At 67.9% G+C, this 16127-nt stretch carries 13 protein-coding genes, 2 tRNA genes and 1 pseudogene; 1 reads left to right on the plus strand and 15 read right to left on the minus strand.

What is annotated here, in order from left to right; genetic code table 11:
• Positions 1-62: 62 nt before the first annotated feature.
• Entirely contained in the window at positions 63-929 is an 867-nt protein-coding gene (locus EV378_RS17485) for a 1-acyl-sn-glycerol-3-phosphate acyltransferase (RefSeq protein WP_243653519.1), read from the minus strand.
• Between the two features lie 621 nt (positions 930-1550).
• On the opposite strand from EV378_RS17485, the gene EV378_RS17490 reads away from it, so the two are divergent.
• Entirely contained in the window at positions 1551-1943 is a 393-nt protein-coding gene (locus tag EV378_RS17490) for an isochorismatase family protein (protein WP_132426723.1), read from the plus strand.
• 31 nt (positions 1944-1974) lie between these two features.
• Here EV378_RS17490 and EV378_RS17495 read toward each other — a convergent pair whose 3' ends face one another.
• The 14 genes and pseudogenes from EV378_RS17495 to gnd form a co-directional block, all read right to left on the minus strand.
• Positions 1975-2943 carry a serine/threonine-protein kinase gene (locus EV378_RS17495; RefSeq protein ID WP_165922321.1) on the minus strand — a complete coding sequence of 323 codons (969 nt, stop codon included), beginning with the start codon at positions 2941-2943 and terminating at the stop codon, positions 1975-1977.
• A gap of 524 nt (positions 2944-3467) precedes the next feature.
• Complete coding sequence (locus EV378_RS17500; protein WP_132426729.1) at positions 3468-3818, minus strand: hypothetical protein; 351 nt, start codon at positions 3816-3818, stop codon at positions 3468-3470.
• Between the two features lie 443 nt (positions 3819-4261).
• Positions 4262-5014 (minus strand): site-specific integrase, encoded by a 753-nt coding sequence (locus EV378_RS17505; RefSeq protein WP_132426732.1) that lies wholly within the window; start codon positions 5012-5014, stop codon positions 4262-4264.
• Between the two features lie 11 nt (positions 5015-5025).
• Positions 5026-5994 carry an IS481 family transposase gene (locus EV378_RS17510; RefSeq protein WP_132428060.1) on the minus strand — a complete coding sequence of 323 codons (969 nt, stop codon included), beginning with the start codon at positions 5992-5994 and terminating at the stop codon, positions 5026-5028.
• A 66-nt stretch (positions 5995-6060) separates the two neighbouring features.
• A complete protein-coding gene (locus tag EV378_RS17515) occupies positions 6061-6666 on the minus strand; it encodes a hypothetical protein (RefSeq protein ID WP_207908697.1) in 606 nt (201 codons plus the stop codon).
• Between the two features lie 83 nt (positions 6667-6749).
• Positions 6750-6825 (minus strand) — tRNA-Ala (locus EV378_RS17520).
• Between the two features lie 32 nt (positions 6826-6857).
• Complete coding sequence (locus EV378_RS36370; RefSeq protein ID WP_243653520.1) at positions 6858-6968, minus strand: DLW-39 family protein; 111 nt, start codon at positions 6966-6968, stop codon at positions 6858-6860.
• 35 nt (positions 6969-7003) lie between these two features.
• A tRNA-Ile gene (locus EV378_RS17525) sits at positions 7004-7077 on the minus strand.
• Positions 7078-7127: 50 nt separating this feature from the next.
• Positions 7128-8072, minus strand: a complete 945-nt coding sequence (locus EV378_RS36915) for a DUF3566 domain-containing protein (RefSeq protein ID WP_341540431.1) — start codon at positions 8070-8072, stop codon at positions 7128-7130.
• A 33-nt stretch (positions 8073-8105) separates the two neighbouring features.
• Positions 8106-10619 carry a DNA gyrase subunit A gene (gene gyrA, locus EV378_RS17535; RefSeq protein WP_132426735.1) on the minus strand — a complete coding sequence of 838 codons (2514 nt, stop codon included), beginning with the start codon at positions 10617-10619 and terminating at the stop codon, positions 8106-8108.
• A 49-nt stretch (positions 10620-10668) separates the two neighbouring features.
• Positions 10669-12714 (minus strand): DNA topoisomerase (ATP-hydrolyzing) subunit B, encoded by a 2046-nt coding sequence (gene gyrB / locus EV378_RS17540; protein WP_243653521.1) that lies wholly within the window; start codon positions 12712-12714, stop codon positions 10669-10671.
• 317 nt (positions 12715-13031) lie between these two features.
• Positions 13032-13511: a DciA family protein gene (locus EV378_RS17545; RefSeq protein ID WP_341540432.1), complete on the minus strand. Its 480-nt coding sequence runs from the start codon at positions 13509-13511 to the stop codon at positions 13032-13034.
• Between the two features lie 412 nt (positions 13512-13923).
• Positions 13924-15084 (minus strand): annotated as a pseudogene (gene recF / locus EV378_RS17550) (DNA replication/repair protein RecF); the annotation flags it as partial.
• Positions 15085-15093: 9 nt separating this feature from the next.
• Positions 15094-16038: a phosphogluconate dehydrogenase (NAD(+)-dependent, decarboxylating) gene (gene gnd, locus EV378_RS17555; protein WP_132426744.1), complete on the minus strand. Its 945-nt coding sequence runs from the start codon at positions 16036-16038 to the stop codon at positions 15094-15096.
• Positions 16039-16127: the final 89 nt, after the last annotated feature.

Here is a 16127-nt window from a genome sequence, read left to right on the forward strand (position 1 = left end):
CCGGACCGGGTGTCGGGTCGCGATCCGCATCCCGACGCCGTGGGGGCGTTCGTACTCAGCGCTCAACCCAAGAGGTAACGACGATCGCGGGTCAGGGCAGTGAGCCTGTCCTGCATCGCCGCCTCCACCCGACCCGCGAGGGCCTCGGCGCTCTCCCCGTCGGCGCTGCGCACCGCCGGGAGCACCGCGGTACTCAGCTTCGTCGGGAGCGGGACGTAGGGCAGCATCCCGACCGCGCCGACGTTCAACCCCCACGGCAGCGAGATCGACACCGGCAGTGCCTTGAGCCGCAGCAGCTTGTCCAAGCGGGCCGCCCGAGCGAGCCTGGCTCCGTCGGAGAGCACGACCAACGACTCCCCCGCCCCGGCGGTGACCAGCGGCACGATGGGGACACCGGCCTCCTGAGCGATCCTGGCGAACCCGACCCGCCCGTCGAACACGATCTCGTCGCGCCGCTCCCACGACTTGAACGCATCGACGTCACCGCCGGGCAGCACCAGGACGTGCTTGCCCTCGCGCAGCGCCGCCAGGGCGGTCTCCCGCCCGGCCGGCCGAGCACCGAGAGCCTCGATGAACCGACCGACCTGCAAGGTCCAGGCCACCTGATGGGTCAACACGATCACCTCGCGGTCGACCTCGAGCGCGTCGAAGGTCGCGAACAAGGCCAGCACGTTCAGGTCGACGATCCCGCCGAACCCGTGGTTGGCGACCAGCAGGCACGGCTCGTCGGGAAGCGACCGTTCGCCGGAGACGTCGAGCCGGTGGTAGCGACGGACGAACTCGATCCCGACGCTGCGCATCAGATGCAACGCCGTCACCACGGCCGCCGGCAGGCCCAGCTCACCGTCCGAATGACCCTCGGCGGTCGCCGCCGCGGCCTCCAACACCGCGTCCGACAACTCCGAAGCCCGCTGCGCCTCGTCCGACATCGCCTCGCCCACCTCGCCGTGTCCGACCGTTGTCGCAGCAGAGACCCCTGAGGGACGCCACCAGGACGCGACCACGACGGTGATTGTCCCGAGCCGGATCGCGCCTGCGTCATCCGGATCACTGAGTCCGTCCGGCGGCGCTCGTCATGCCCCACGACAGGCGGAGCAACTCAGTGCCAAACGATCATTCTACGATCAAGCAGACTTCATAGTCCCAGGTCAGATGAGTGGAGACGAGGGGAAACGAACCCCTAACCCCCGCCTTGCAAAGGCGGGGGTTCGTCGCCGGTGGGGTGTACACAGCAGGTCAACGTGAACCTCAGGCTGTCTGGACTGTCTGTGGTGGCATCCGTTCGGTCTGACTCGCTGCCATCGCGGCTGCCATTAGCACCACAGTGGACGATCGTCGGACGGACGGCAGACGCCATCGACATCTGAACTGGAACGACCCTCCGCCGATCGCACTCACGTGACGTAGACCAGTGTCGGTTGCGTCGCGGCCAGCATGCTCGGCAGGGTGAGCTCGACGTCGTGCGGGGTTCGCGATCGACAAGGACACCGCGACCCCGACAGCGCGCGCCATCCTCGCCAACGCCGGACTCTGCCCGGCGCCTGCCCCGAATGCGGCGCCCGCGAGGCACATATCCTCGTAGTCGCCATATAGGAGCGCTGGCCGCAGCTGTCGATGAACTGGCCGATCTCACCCGTCATGCCACCGCTGTCGTCGATAAGAGGGTCTATACGATGTTCAGCGATGAAGGACTCGCCCTAGCGGACGAGCAGGCATGGACCGACATGTTCGTCTGCGGGATCGACACCGAGGTCTGCGTACTCAAGACGGCCGTCGACGCGTTCGAGCTTGGGATTCGCCCTTGGCTGGTCACTGACGCTTCCGCTAGTCATTCTGGCCAGGAGCCGCACAACGCCGGAGTACTTTTCGCTCAGAAGATGATCGGCCGCAAGCAGGCGATCGCTTGTTCAGAAATTGAGGGCATACTGTCTTTAGAGTCGTAACCCAATATTCGCTCACCAACCGTGCCATCTTTCAGCGCAGTTGGTCAAACAGCTTTCGTAGCTGGGTCAGGGTAGCGGACTTTGATACCTCAAAATCCATCTCGCCGCTAAGGCGACGACCGGTCGCCGTATATGTTGCACGCAGCCTTTGTCGCCGCCCTGATAGCGCCTCAGAGCAGACATATATTGCTTTGCCGCTTGCAACGGGATCGCCGATCCAACAACGCTCGTGGCTTGAATGTGGAGCGATCTCGCAGAAGTCTCGCTTACCTCGTTGGACACCAGCTAGATCGGCGTTGAGGTCGTTGACAGTTTGGAATCGCGAGGCTGCATCGTTGTCGAGTGCTCTCCTTACGCTCATTGCGAGCCGGCGGCTTACATGGGGACTGACGTCGCGTACGTCATCCACTACCTTGTGAGCGCCGTCGCGATGGGGTAGTCGACCAGTAAGTGACATAAACAAAGAAGCGCCTATAGACCAGACTTCGGTGCACTCATTGGTCGGGTACCCCCATCTAACCTCGGGAGCCTTCGCGTCGGGGTGGCCGTATGCTGAGGCAGAACCGTTCTGATCCATGATCGCCGCGATCCCAAAATCCCCGAGCTGCACATCATCTGTTTCCAGAATAAACATGTTGTCAGGTCGGATATCTCGGTGTAGCACTCGCCGTGAGTGACACAGGCCCACCGCAGTACAGATTTGACGAATCCACTTGATAGCTCGCGCAGGCTTTACACCGTGCGGTGCTACAGCGTCTGCCACCGTGCCGCCCGAGACGTACTCCGTGTCGATATACGGTACGTCGATGGCTTTCGAGGCGTTGTTGATACCTACGATGTAGGGGCTTGACAACTGGGTAAGGCGGGTAGCCTCGTGCCACGCCGCATCAGGCGCGCTTCCCTGATTCAGTAGCTTGAGCGCCACGACATGACCCCTATGGGTGTCAAGCGCTTCCCAGACTTCGCCGAATTGACCAGATCCAAGCTTCTTCAGCAACACGTAGCGATCATCGAAAAGTTGACTTGGCGGTAGGCTCGTCAGGACTCCTGTCACCTCCTGCAAATACCTGTATCATACTCTGGTGGTGTACATCGGAGTAGCCGTACGGACAAGCAAATCGTGCCCAGTTATCTGGCTCTGCCACTCAACAGAGCTCGTCGGTCCTCCAACAACGTGGTCCCATCGTGCCACGACGGGGACTTCTCCCGTCGAGCAGCAGTTTGAGCTGGCGCAGTCGTTCCGTACTTTTCTAGCTGGTCTTCGATCGCCGATATCGGCATTCGTTCTTCGAGAGGCGGACGACGGCCGCCAAGGCGGTGACACGACGACGCGGAAGACTCGGTTTCGAACGGAAGGAAGCGTCCTCGCAGCAGCAAGAGAGAAGACCGAGAATGTTCACCTACTGAACGGTAAGCAGACGGGGCACCGTTGCGGTGAAGAGATCAAGGCGTTGGACGCCCGGGTGGCTGGCGACAGTCCATCTGACTTCGTCCAAGCTGCCTCGGCCCTAGAAGCAGCTCGGGCTATTGCACGGCCATAGTCGTCTGCTCTTCTAGATGCAGGACGTCTTCGCTTAACGTAACTGCGAAATCTCGATAAACAAACCGCTTCACGGTCCGGAATCCAGCGGCGGTCAGTTCATTTACACAAGTGTCCACATTTGCATGTGTAACCGCGACTGTCTCTACGACAAGTATCCCGCAGTCGGCGGCTTCAGCTTCCTCGATCGACTGCAAGTCCCCATCGGCCATGATCAACGTCGCGCCAACTAGGGGTGAGGCGTTGCCGCTTGCAGCGACAACGACCTGGCAGTTCTGATCTGCAGCTGCCTGGCAGACAGCCCGTGCGGCCTCACGCAGCCCCTTGATCGACATGACCTCATGCTGAGCCGCTTGAGCTGCAAGAACAGCGCCGGCCAGAGTTCTGGGCTCTTCGCGCACTTGGACTCTCCGCACGTGTATGGGAAACTATGAAACTTAGTTTCTCACATGACCAGGCGGGGTGCGAGAGTGCCGGACGAGGCACGTCAGGGTCGGCGTGGTCCGAAGCCAAGCCCTGACCGCGGCACCCCGAGCGGCTTCAGGCTCTCGGCCCGCGAACGCTTCGAGCTCGGGATGGCGGCCCAGTTCATCGGAACATCGAACCTGCAGCACACCATCGAAGTGGCTGTAGACGAGTTCTTAGGCCGCATGCGCTCTGTGCCGGGGTTCTCAGACGCACTCTCCAGCGCAGAAGCATCGAGACAATCCCGAGCCGGCATCAGGAAGATTGCTGGCGATGACTCCAACGACCCGGGCCAGCAAAGTCGGGAGTAGTCTTAGCGTCCGTTGGCGTTAGGTCGCCGAAGACGTCCACTGAGGATGTTGTCTGCCCGCCGATCGCTGTTGTCGATCCACGCCGTGTAGACGCGGAGTGTGGTCGCGCCGCCGCCGTGGCCTAGCCGGCCTGCGACTGTTCGCAGGTCTACGCCGGCGGATAGCAGCTCGGTCGCTGAGTAGTGCCGGAGTGCGTGCGGATGGCTGTCGATGCCGAGCCGCTCACACATGCGGCCGTACCTATGCGTGATGCCACTCGGGTCGCACGGCCGATCGTTGGCCGGGGAATAAGAGAAGAGGTAAGAGGAGCTGACTGGTTCTACTCCAACTTCCCTGCACCGCGCCTCATAGCGCTGGCGATGCTCGCTCAAGAGCTCGACGGTTGCGTCGTCGAGAGATAGGCGGCGCGTGCGATGGGTCTTCGTGTCCTTCTCGATGCTCTTGCCGGTGACACGAACGTGGTTACGGCGCACGAAGAGCTTCGCACTCTCGAAGTCGACATCAGACCAACGAAGGGCAAGCAGCTCGGCGCGCCGCACCCCGGTTACCAAGAGGAGCCACACCAACGTGCCCCAGTCAGCTCCCTCATCCCACGCCGCGTTCACGAGCGCAGCGGCCTCCTGCGACGACGGTGGATCAGGGTCGGGGGTAGGAAGCCCAGGTATCCGAGCGGTCTCAGCCGGGTTGCCTGTTATCCACTCCCACCGCACAGCCGCGGCGAGCGAGCCGCGGATGATGAAGTGGATCTTTCTCACGGTCGCCGGCGCTAGCTGTAAGTCCCAGCAGGGTTGTTGACGCGGGTGATGGGTGGGTGGCCGCCGAGCGCGGTGTGGCTACGGTGGTGATTGTAGGTGTGGAGCCAGGCCGGGAGCTGCGCTGCTCGTTCGGCGTTGCTGGCGAACGGGCGCTGGTAGGCCCACTCGTCGAGCATGGTCCGGTTGAACCGCTCGGCCTTGCCATTGGTCTGGGGCCGGTAGCGGCGGGTGAACCGGGCCTGGGCGCCGAGCTCGGCCAGGGCGTCGCGCCAGGCCGCCGAGCGGCGGTAGACCAGGGCGTTGTCGGTCATCACCCGCTCGACCCGGGCGATGCCGTGGGCGGCGAACCAGGCCGCGGCGCGGCGCAGGAACGCGGCGCAGGTGGCGGCCTGCTCGTCGAGGTGGACCTCGGCGTAGGCCAGGCGGGTGTGGTCGTCGATCGCGGCGTGGATGTAGTCGAACCCGACCCGAGACCCGTAGCGAGCCCGACGGTGTTCGAGGCTGTCGCGGCCATGCGCGCGCCAGCCGCCGCCGTCGCGGAGTCGGCCGAGTTTCTTCACATCGACATGGACGAGCTCGCCGGGCCGGTCGCGTTCGTAGCGGCGGATCACCTGCCCGGTGGGGCGGTCCACCCAGGCCAGCCGGGACAGCCCGCGGCGGACCAGCACGGCGTGCACGGTCGAGGCGGCGAGCCCGACCAGCGGCCCGATGCGGTGCGGGCCGAGCTTGCGCTCGCGGCGCAGCCCCACGATCAAGGTTTCGAGTGGGGCGCTGGTGCGGGCCGGGACCCGGTGCGGGCGGCTCGATCGATCGGCCAGGCCGGCCGGGCCTTCGCGGCGGTAGCGGCCCCACCACTTGTAGCCGGTGGCACGGGAAACACCGAGCTCGGCGGCGACGTGGGCGACCGGTCGACCCGAGCGGACACGCTCGACGAGCAGCATGCGCCCATGCACGGTGAGGCGGGCATTACGGTGGGCCACTGAGACCTCCGGGTGGTTCGGGGTGAGCGTCGACAACTCACACCCCGCCCGGAGGTCTCCCCGATTTCAAGCCACCACGCCGTCAACAACGTGGATGGGCACTACAGCTAGCGGCCGACACGTATGAGGCTGACATTCGATGACACGACAGGCCTTCTCCGCGCAGTCGTGGGGCGGGTAGCCAGCGGCCGGCGGACGACCGGGCGGCCGCTTGTGTCGGACCTCCCGACACTCATGCGGACCGTCGAGCCGATGGTCGACAGCGGGTCGACCATCGCAGCGCCGCGAGCAACGGCGAAGTTCGGCGTAGAAGCGCTCAAGGACGTGGGTTGTAGTGCGTCCCAGCGGCTCAGGTCCAAGTGCTGGGTAGATGTGGTTGGCGGCGTACTCGACGTACGTCTCGCGGGTACTTTCCGCGAGCTCGTGTGTATCGAGCCACGCCTCGATCGTCGTCTGCAGCGACGCTCGAGTTTTCGCGTGCCGCTGCGCGTTCACCTGGGCGACGAGCTTCCTCAGGATGCGGTTCGCCTCGGCCTCGTCGGTGCTGGAGCCGCGGAGGTGGAGTTTACGCCCCGTGACCGGGTCGATCCCCGCGTAGACGATCACCTGGAACGAGTTCCCGCGCTTCCGCACCATGCCCTGCTGGCGTCGGTTCGGCGAGTTCTTGGCCACAGCTCGACGGTACTGGATGCCATCGTGGCTGCCATCACACTGCCGGAAGATCCGTTGCAATTGCTAACCATGCAGGTCAGCAGTGGTGGAGACGAGGGGAATCGAACCCCTAACCCCCGCCTTGCAAAGGCGGTGCTCTGCCAATTGAGCTACGTCCCCGAGACGCCCAGGACGCTACCCGAGCGAGGCATTCAGCGGGTGGTGGCCTCGTGCCACAGGTCGTCGGAGCCGACGCCGCGGAACTTGTTGTAGGCCAGGAACGCCGCACCGGCGACGGCCACGAGTGCGATCAGCTTCTTCATCGGATGACCATCCTCTGCAGTCCCGGCGGGAAGGGTGGGCCTAGGTGGACTTGAACCACCGACCTCATCGTTATCAGCGATGCGCTCTAACCGTCTGAGCTATAGGCCCGTGCAGCGGTGACCACGGTACAACACGCCCTGGTCACCCCCGCCAGCGGGTTAGTCGCGCTCGGAGAGCGTGACCTCGATGCCGCCGACCAGGTCGGCGGCCACGTTGTAGACGAACGCTCCGATCGTCAGCGCGACCGCGAACAGCAGGCTGTTGATCGCTCCGACGACGGCGGCGAGCAGGAACACCCGGCCCGCACTGATCAGTGATCCGGAGTCCTGGGCCTGGCCGGTGACCAGGTCGGCGTAGGTGCCGTTCAGGCGGTCCCAGACGCCCATGCCGCCGAGGATCCCGTACAGCACGCCGGCCGCGACCATCCACACCAGGAACAGCACGACGGCCAGCGCCAGAGCCATCTTCAGCACCGACCACGGGTCCAGTCGCTTGAGCTGCAGCAGAGCCTGGCGCGGCGGGCGGTTGCGGGCCGACGGACGCACCCCGGAGGAGGGAGCACGCCCGTTGGTGTCCCCGCCCGGCTGCTCCTCGGTCGCGACCGCGGTGCCTCCCGCGGCGGGCTCGGCCTCCGCCGAGGCGCCCCGGGGACCGGTCAGGAACGTCGTCGGAGCCTCACTGAGCAGCGAGTCGGCGACCGTCGGGCGCTCCGGCTCCTCCGGGGCGGGCTGGTCGCCCGGGACACGCCGCCACGGTGGCGGGCCCTCGGCCTGGGGCGTGGAGCTCGCCGCAGCGGCCGCTGGTTCGGCCGTCGCTGGGGACGGGGTCGAGGAGGCCGGCGTCGAGGCGGACGGGGCGGACGACGACCCGTTGGCCGCCCCGGCGTCCGAGGTCTCCCCCTCCGCCTGCGCCTCCCAGCGCGCGTCCGGGCTCGCCGGACGTGGGACGGGCGACGGGCGCGCGGCCGCGGACTCGCCGCCCGCGCCCGTCGCGTCCTCCGCGGCGGCATCCGGCCCCGGTGGCGACGACTGCTCGGCACGATCCGCGTCGGTCGCCACGGTCCGCCCGTCGTCCTCGGGCCGGGTGCTGTCGTTGCTGCTCACGAGCTGGCGCTCTCCTCGATCGTCGGCTCCGGGTCAGGCCTGCTGACCCGGGTCCTCGGCAGTCTCCTCCGCATTGCGCGCGACCGCATTGAGGGTCGAGTTCTCGCCCAGGTTCATCAGGCGGACCCCCTTCGTCTGCCGGCCGGCCTTGCGCACCTCCCGCGCCGAGGTCCGGATGACCCCACCGGTCGAGGTGATGGCGTACAGCTCGTCGTCGATCCCGACGATGAGCGCGCCGACCAGCGTGCCACGACGGCGGTCGTACTGGAGCGTCAACACTCCCTTCCCGCCACGGCCCTGCACCGGGTAGTCCTCGATCGGTGTCCGCTTCGCGTAGCCACCGGCCGTCGCGACCAGAAGATAGGTGTCCGACCGGATCACGCCGAGCGCCAGCAGCTTGTCACCGGAGTTGAAGCGCATACCCAGCACACCGGAGGTCGCCCGGCCCATCGGGCGCAGCGCCTCGTCGGTCGCGGTGAACCGGATCGACTGGCCCTCGGCCGAGACGAGCAACAGGTCGTCCTCCGCGGAGCAGAGGACGGCGCCGACCAGCTCGTCGTCGTCGCGCAGGTTGATGCCGATCAGGCCGCCGGTCCGGTTGGAGTCGAAGTCGGACAGGCGCGACTTCTTCACCAGGCCGGTCTTCGTCGCGAGGACGAGATACGGGCGCGCCTGGTAGTCCTTGATCTGCATGACCTGGGCGATCTCCTCCTCCGGCTGCAACGCCAGGAGGTTCGCCAGGTGCTGACCGCGGGCCGTCCGGTTGGCCTCCGGCAGCTCGTAGGCCTTGAGCCGGTAGACCCGGCCCTTGTTCGTGAAGAACAGCATCCAGTCGTGCGTGGAGCAGACGAAGAAGTGGGCGACGATGTCGTCCTGCTTCAGGGCCGCGCCCTGCACGCCCTTGCCGCCGCGCTTCTGCGCCCGGTACAGGTCGGTCTTCGTGCGCTTCGCGTAGCCGGTCTCGGTGATCGTGACGACCACGTCCTCGACGGCGATGAGGTCCTCGTCGGCGACGTCGCCGTCGTACCCGACCAGCTGCGTCCGACGGTCGTCGCCGTGCTTCTCGACGATCTCGGTGAGCTCGTCGCGGACGATCTGGCGCTGCCGCTCCGGGCGCTCCAGGATGTCGTTCAGGTCGGCGATGTAGGTCTCGAGCTCTGCCAGCTCGTCGATGATCTTCTGGCGCTCCAGCGCGGCGAGGCGCCGCAGCTGCATGTCCAGGATCGCCTGGGCCTGGATCTCGTCGACGTCCAGCAGGTCGATCAGGCCGGCCCTGGCGACGTCGACCGTCTCGGACGCCCTGATCAGCGCGATGACCTCGTCGAGCGCGTCCAACGCCTTGACCAGACCGCGCAGGATGTGGGCCCGCTCCTCGGCCTTGCGCAGCCGGTAGCGCGTCCGGCGGACGATCACGTCGATCTGGTGCCGGACGTAGTGCCGGATCATCTGGTCGAGCCTCAGCGTGCGCGGCACGCCGTCGACGATCGACAGCATGTTCACGCCGAAGCTGTGCTGCAGCTGCGTGTGCTTGTACAGGTTGTTCAGCACGACCTTGGCGACCGCGTCCCGCTTCAGCGTGATCACGATCCGCATCCCGATCCGGTCCGACGACTCGTCGACGATCTCGGAGATGCCGGCGATCTTGCCGTCGCGCACCATCATCGCGATCGACTCGATCACGTTGTCCGGGTTGACCATGTATGGCAGCTCGGTGACGACGAGGGTGGTCCGCCCCTTGGCGTCCTCCTCGACCTCGACGACGGACCGCATCCGCACCGAGCCGCGCCCGGTCCGGTAGGCGGACTCGATGCCGTCCCGGCCGACGATCAGGCCGTACGTCGGGAAGTCCGGGCCCTTGATCCGGGCCATGCACGCCTCGAGGAGCTCCTCGTCGCTCGCCTCGGGGTTGTCCAGGCACCAGACGACGCCGTCCCCGACCTCGCGCAGGTTGTGCGGCGGGATGTTGGTCGCCATCCCGACCGCGATCCCGGCGCTGCCGTTGATCAGCAGGTTCGGCACCCGCGACGGGAGGACCTCGGGCTCGAGGGTCTTGCCGTCGTAGTTGTCGGCGAAGTCGACGGTCTCCTCGTCGATGTCCTGCAGCATCGCCATCGCGAGCGGGGACAGCCGGCACTCCGTGTACCGCATGGCGGCCGCCGGGTCGTTGCCGCGCGAGCCGAAGTTGCCCTGCCCGTCGATCAACGGGTAGCGCATGGACCACGGCTGGGCCATGCGCACCAGCGCGTCGTAGATCGCCGAGTCGCCGTGCGGGTGGTAGTTGCCCATCACGTCGCCGACGACGCGGGCGCACTTCACGTAGGAGCGGTCCGGCCGGAAGCCGTTCTCGCCCATCGAGAACAGGACGCGCCGGTGCACCGGCTTGAGCCCGTCCTCCACCAGCGGCAACGCGCGCCCGACGATCACGCTCATCGCGTAGTCGATGTAGGAGCGCTGCATCTCCTGCTGGATGTCGACCGGCTCGACCCGGCCGCCGCCCTCCCCACCGTCGCCCGTGGCGGGCGCGGTCGGGTCCAGAGTGTCTGTCACGGAATCCCCTCGAGGAAGTTCATACGTTCGTCTGGATCAGTCGTATGGATCAGACGTCCAGGAAGCGCACGTCCTTGGCGTTGCGGGTGATGAACGAGCGGCGGGACTCCACGTCCTCACCCATGAGCACGGAGAACAGCTCGTCCGCGGTCGCCGCGTCGTCCAGGCTGACCTGGTAGAGCAGGCGGTTGGCCGGATCCATCGTGGTCTCCCACAGCTCCTTGGGGTTCATCTCCCCGAGGCCCTTGTACCGCTGCACGCCCTCTTCCTTGGGCAGCTTCTTGCCCGCCTCGCGGCCGGCGGCGATCAGGCCGTCGCGCTCGCGGTCGGAGTAGGCGTACTCCGGTTCCGAGTTCCGGCCGCCCCACTTGATCTTGTAGAGCGGCGGGGCGGCGAGGTACACGTGCCCGTGCTCGACGAGCGGCCGCATGAACCGGAACAGCAGCGTGAGCAGCAGCGTGCGGATGTGCTGGCCGTCGACGTCGGCGTCGGCCATCAGCACCAGCTTGTGGTACCGGAGCTTCGCGAGGTCGAAGTCGTCGTGGATGCCGGTGCCCATCGCCGTGATGATCGACTGGACCTCGGTGTTCTTGAGGACACGGTCGATCCGGGCCTTCTCGACGTTGATGATCTTGCCGCGGATCGGCAGGATCGCCTGGAACATCGAGTCCCGGCCGGACTTGGCCGAGCCACCCGCGGAGTCGCCCTCCACGATGTAGAGCTCGGTCTTCTCCGGGTCGGTGGACCGGCAGTCGGACAGCTTGCCGGGCAGGCCGCCGATGTCGCCCGCGCTCTTGCGCCGGACGAGCTCGCGCGCCCGGCGGGCGGCCAGCCGCGCCTGCGCCGAGGAGACGGCCTTGTTCACGATCGTCCTGGCCTCGGTGGGGTTCCGCTCGAACCAGTCGGCCAGCCACTCGTTGCTGATCCGCTGGACGAACGACTTCACCTCGGTGTTGCCGAGCTTCGTCTTCGTCTGGCCCTCGAACTGCGGCTCGGAGATCTTCACCGACACGATCGCAGCGAGACCCTCGCGGATGTCGTCCCCGTTCAGCGCCGGGTCCTTCTCCTTGATCAGCTTCTTGTCCCGCGCGTACTTGTTGACCGTCGCGGTCAGCGCGTGCCGGAAGCCCTCCTCGTGCGTGCCGCCCTCGTGCGTGTTGATCGTGTTCGCGAACGTGTAGACCGACTCCGTGTAGCCGGAGTTCCACTGCATCGCGACCTCGACCTGGTGGCCGGGACCCTCACCGCTGTAGGAAACGATCTTGCGGTGGATCGGGTCCTTCGACTTGTTGAGGTGCGCGATGAAGTCCTCCAGCCCGTTCGGGTAGTGGAAGACGTACTCCTTGACCTTCGCGACGTAGCCTTCGGCGTCCGCCTCGCCCTCGGAGTCCTCGGGACGGATCGCGTCGTCGACGGCCTCGTCCTGCTCGCCGGGGCCGGATCCCTCCGGCCGCTCCGGCAGGCGCTCGTCGCGCAGGATCATCGTCAGGCCCTTGTTCAGGAACGTCTGCTCCTGCAGGCGGCGACGGATCGTCTCCAGCGTGTACGACGTCGTCTCGAAGACCTTGGGATCGGCCCAGTACGTGATCGTGGTGCCGGTCTTCTTCGTGGTGCCGGCCTCGATCAGCTCGCCGGGCTTCGCGTGGTCGTAGCGCTGCTTCCAGATCTTGCCGCCGACGTGCACCTCGACCTCGAGTGCCGTGGACAGCGCGTTCACCACGGAGACGCCGACGCCGTGCAGTCCACCGGAGACGGCGTAGGACTTGTCGTCGAACTTGCCGCCCGCGTGCAGGCTCGTCAGGACGACCTCGAGCGTCGGCTTCTTCTCCACCGGGTGCATCTCGACCGGGATGCCGCGGCCGTCGTCCACGACCCGGATCCCGCCGTCGGCGAGCAGCGTGACCTCGACGCGCGACGCGTACCCGGCCATCGCCTCGTCGACGGAGTTGTCCACGACCTCCCAGATCAGGTGGTGCAGACCGCGCTCACCCGTGGAGCCGATGTACATGCCCGGCCGCTTGCGGACGGCCTCAAGACCCTTCAGAACGGTGATCGACGACGCGCCGTATGCGTTCGAGCTCTGCGCAGCAGCCACGAGTCTCCGGTTCTCCTCGCCATGCGAGCCGGTGGTGCGATCAGTGACGCACGCCCACCGGCAACGACCCGGGTGCAGGAACAGCCCCCGGGGACACGAGTTCATTCTACCCGTCGCCCCCGACAGGAACGCGGCAAGGACCCGCCCAGAAGCGTCACTGACGGGCGAACGTCGGCCGGACCGGGTCCGGCCGTTCGTGAAGGGGGTCCACGGACGCTCCGGCGGCGTCATCTCGCCCTGACGTGACTTCTACGCCTCGTCGCCGCAACTGTCCGGCTACCGACCCTCCCCGACCGTTCGCACTCCGGGGCGGACCGTCAGCCGTACGTGTCCCGCGGCCCGCGGCCGCGCACGTGCCGTGGACCGTGCCGCCAGCTCGGGCCGCTCGGGGCGACCACCCGGATCCGGCGTACCACGTCCGGACCGACCGCGGCGGACAGCCGGGTCAACAGCTGGCGCTGCAGCGTCCGCAGCTGGGTGGCCCACGCGGTGGACTCGGCCTGCAGGGTCAGCTCCCCGTCGCGCAGCGAGATCGGCGTGCAGTGGTCCGCCACGTCCGGGCCGACGAGCTGCGGCCAGCGGCCGAGCACGGTGGCGTCGGTGAGCCGCGACGACCAGCCGCGGTCCATCGACACGCGGGACACGACGCGGCCGAACGGCTGCGGGTCCCGGTCGTCGGGGCCCGCCGACGACCAGCGCCTGCGGCTGCCCCTCCCGGAGACGACCCGCAGCTTGGGCGAGCGCTCCTCGGCACGTTCCGCGGCTTTCGCGGCCGAGGCCTCGCGCGCCGCGCGCAACGCGTCCCGCGCCAGGTCCGGTCCGCGCAGACCGGTGCTCTCGCCGGGCGCTTCGCCCTGTCCGGAGGTGTCGTTCCCCTCCGTGTCACCGGAACGGCGGGCAGCCGTGTCCTCCCCGTTACCCGGAGGCCGCCCGCGTCCGTCCCCAGGGGTGGGGACCGACGCGGACGCGTCACCGTCTCCGTCGGGCCGGTGACCGGCGGCTCGGCCGCGCGTCCGGCGTCGATCACCGGACGGCTCGGGGTTGTCCACACTATCCACAGGCCTGTCCCCAGGTCGTCGTTGCTCCGTCGTGACCCGCCGCGGCGTGATCGGGAAGCTCGTGGTCGGGTTCCTCGTCGTCGGGTCCGTCGTCGGGTTGGTCGTCGGGTTGGTCGTCGGGTTCGTCGTCAGCCGGTGCGTCCGTGTACGCCCGCCGGACCTCGCCGTCGCCGACCTGGAACCGGACGCCGTCGAGCTCGGTCGGCACGTCCTCGGCCACGGCTGCGGTGACCAGCACCTGTTCCGCCTCGCCGACCAGACCGGCCAGCGCGCGCCTGCGCTTCGCGTCGAGCTCGGCGAACACGTCGTCGAGCACGAGCACCGGCTCGACGTCGTCGGCCCGCAGCAGCCGGTACGACGCGAGCCGCAGCGCGAGCGCGAACGCCCACGACTCCCCGTGGCTCGCATAGCCCTTGGCCGGTCCCTCGCCGAGTGCGAGCTCCAGCTCGTCGCGGTGCGGACCGACCAGGCACACGCCGCGCTCGATCTCCTGGCGACGGACCTCGGCGAGCCTGCGCAGCAGCAGCTCCTCCAGCTCCGCAGGCTCCGACGGCAGGTCCGCGACCCCGTCGGTGCCGATGCTGCTGCGGTAGTCCAGCCCGATCTCGTCGGAGGTCGGGGCGATCCCGGCGAACGCCTCTCTGGCGTGCGGGGCCAGCGCCACGACGAGCTCCCGCCTGCCGGCCAGCAGCGCCGCCCCGTGGCGGGCCAGGTGACCGTCCCAGACCTCGAGCGTGGCGACGTCGTCCGGCTCGTCCGACGTAGACGCAGCGGACGGACGGCTCCGTGGCCCGCCGCGCAGCCCGCGCGCGGACTTCAGCAGCGCCGAGCGCTGTTTGAGCACGCGGTCGTAGTCCGAGCGCACCCCCTCGTAGCGCGGGTACCGGGCGACGAGCAGGTCGTCGAGGAAACGCCTGCGCTCCCCCGGATCGCCCCGCACCAGCGCGAGGTCCTCCGGGGCGAACAGCACGCTGCGCAGGATGCCGAGCACCTCGCGCGGGCGGGACACCGGTGAGCGGTTCACTCGCGCCCGGTTCGATCCGGACGAGTTGATCTCCAGTTCGACCGCGAGCTGCCGTCCGTGGTGGATCACCTCACCGCGGACGACCGCCTTCGCGGCACCGCGCCGGACGAGCGGGGCATCCGACGCGACCCGGTGCGAGCCGAGCGAGGCCAGATAGCCGACACCCTCGACGAGGTTCGTCTTGCCCGCACCGTTCGACCCGACCAGCACGGTGACGCCGGGATCGAGCTCGAGCTCGGCCTCGGGCCACGACCGGAAGTCGGTGATCGAGAAGCGCCGCAGGTGCACGCCGTGCCGTCAGCCCTGCGTCGAACCGGTACCGGACGTGGGGCCGGCCTTGTCCCCCGGTGCTCCGGTCGGTCCGGACGACTTGACCGCGTGCCCACCGAACTGGTGGCGCAGCGCCGCGACCGCCTTCATCGCGGGCGACTCGTCCTGGCGCGAGGCGAACCGCGCGTAGAGCGCCGCCGAGATCACCGGCAGCGGCACCGCGTGCCGGATCGCCTCCTCGATCGTCCAACGGCCCTCTCCGGAGTCGTCGACGTAGCCCTCCAGCTCGGAGAGGTCCGGGTCGTCGCGCAGCGCGTTGACCAGCAGGTCCAGCAGCCAGGACCGCACGACCGTGCCGCGCGACCACGCCTGGATCACGCCCGGCACGTCGGTGACCAGCTCGCTGGCCCGCATCAGCTCGAAACCCTCGGCGTAGGCCTGCATCAGGCCGTACTCGATGCCGTTGTGCACCATCTTCGAGAAGTGGCCTGCGCCGACCGGGCCGGCGTGCGCGAAGCCCTCCTCGCGCGGACCCTCGGGACGCAGCGCGTCGAAGATCGGCATCGCCAGGGCGATGTGCTCGTCGGACCCGCCCGCCATCAGGCCGTAGCCGTTGTCCTTGCCCCAGATCCCGCCGGACACGCCGCAGTCGACGTAGCCGATCCCCTTCGCGGCGAGCAGCTCGGCGTTCGGCGCGTCGTCGGTGTAGCGCGAGTTGCCGCCGTCGATCACGAGGTCACCCGACGAGAGCGTCTCGGACAGGGTCCGGACGGTGTCCCGGGTCGGGTCGCCGGACGGGACCATCACCCAGACCACGCGGGGTGCGGAGAGCGCCGCGGCCAGCTCGTCGAGCGATCCGACGTCGGCGACCTCGGGCCGCGGGTCGTACCCGACGACCTCGTGCCCGGCTGCCCGCAGCCGGTCCCGCATGTTGCCGCCCATCCGGCCGAGACCGATCAGGCCGATCTGCACGAGAGGCTCCTTCCGTCGCAACGGTTCCGCGCGACAGTCTGGCCGCCTCCCGGACGGCGCGCGCGGCCGGGAGCAGGAGCGGGTCGCCA

The sequence above is a fragment of the Pseudonocardia endophytica genome, assembly GCF_004339565.1.
Classification (GTDB): domain Bacteria; phylum Actinomycetota; class Actinomycetes; order Mycobacteriales; family Pseudonocardiaceae; genus Pseudonocardia; species Pseudonocardia endophytica.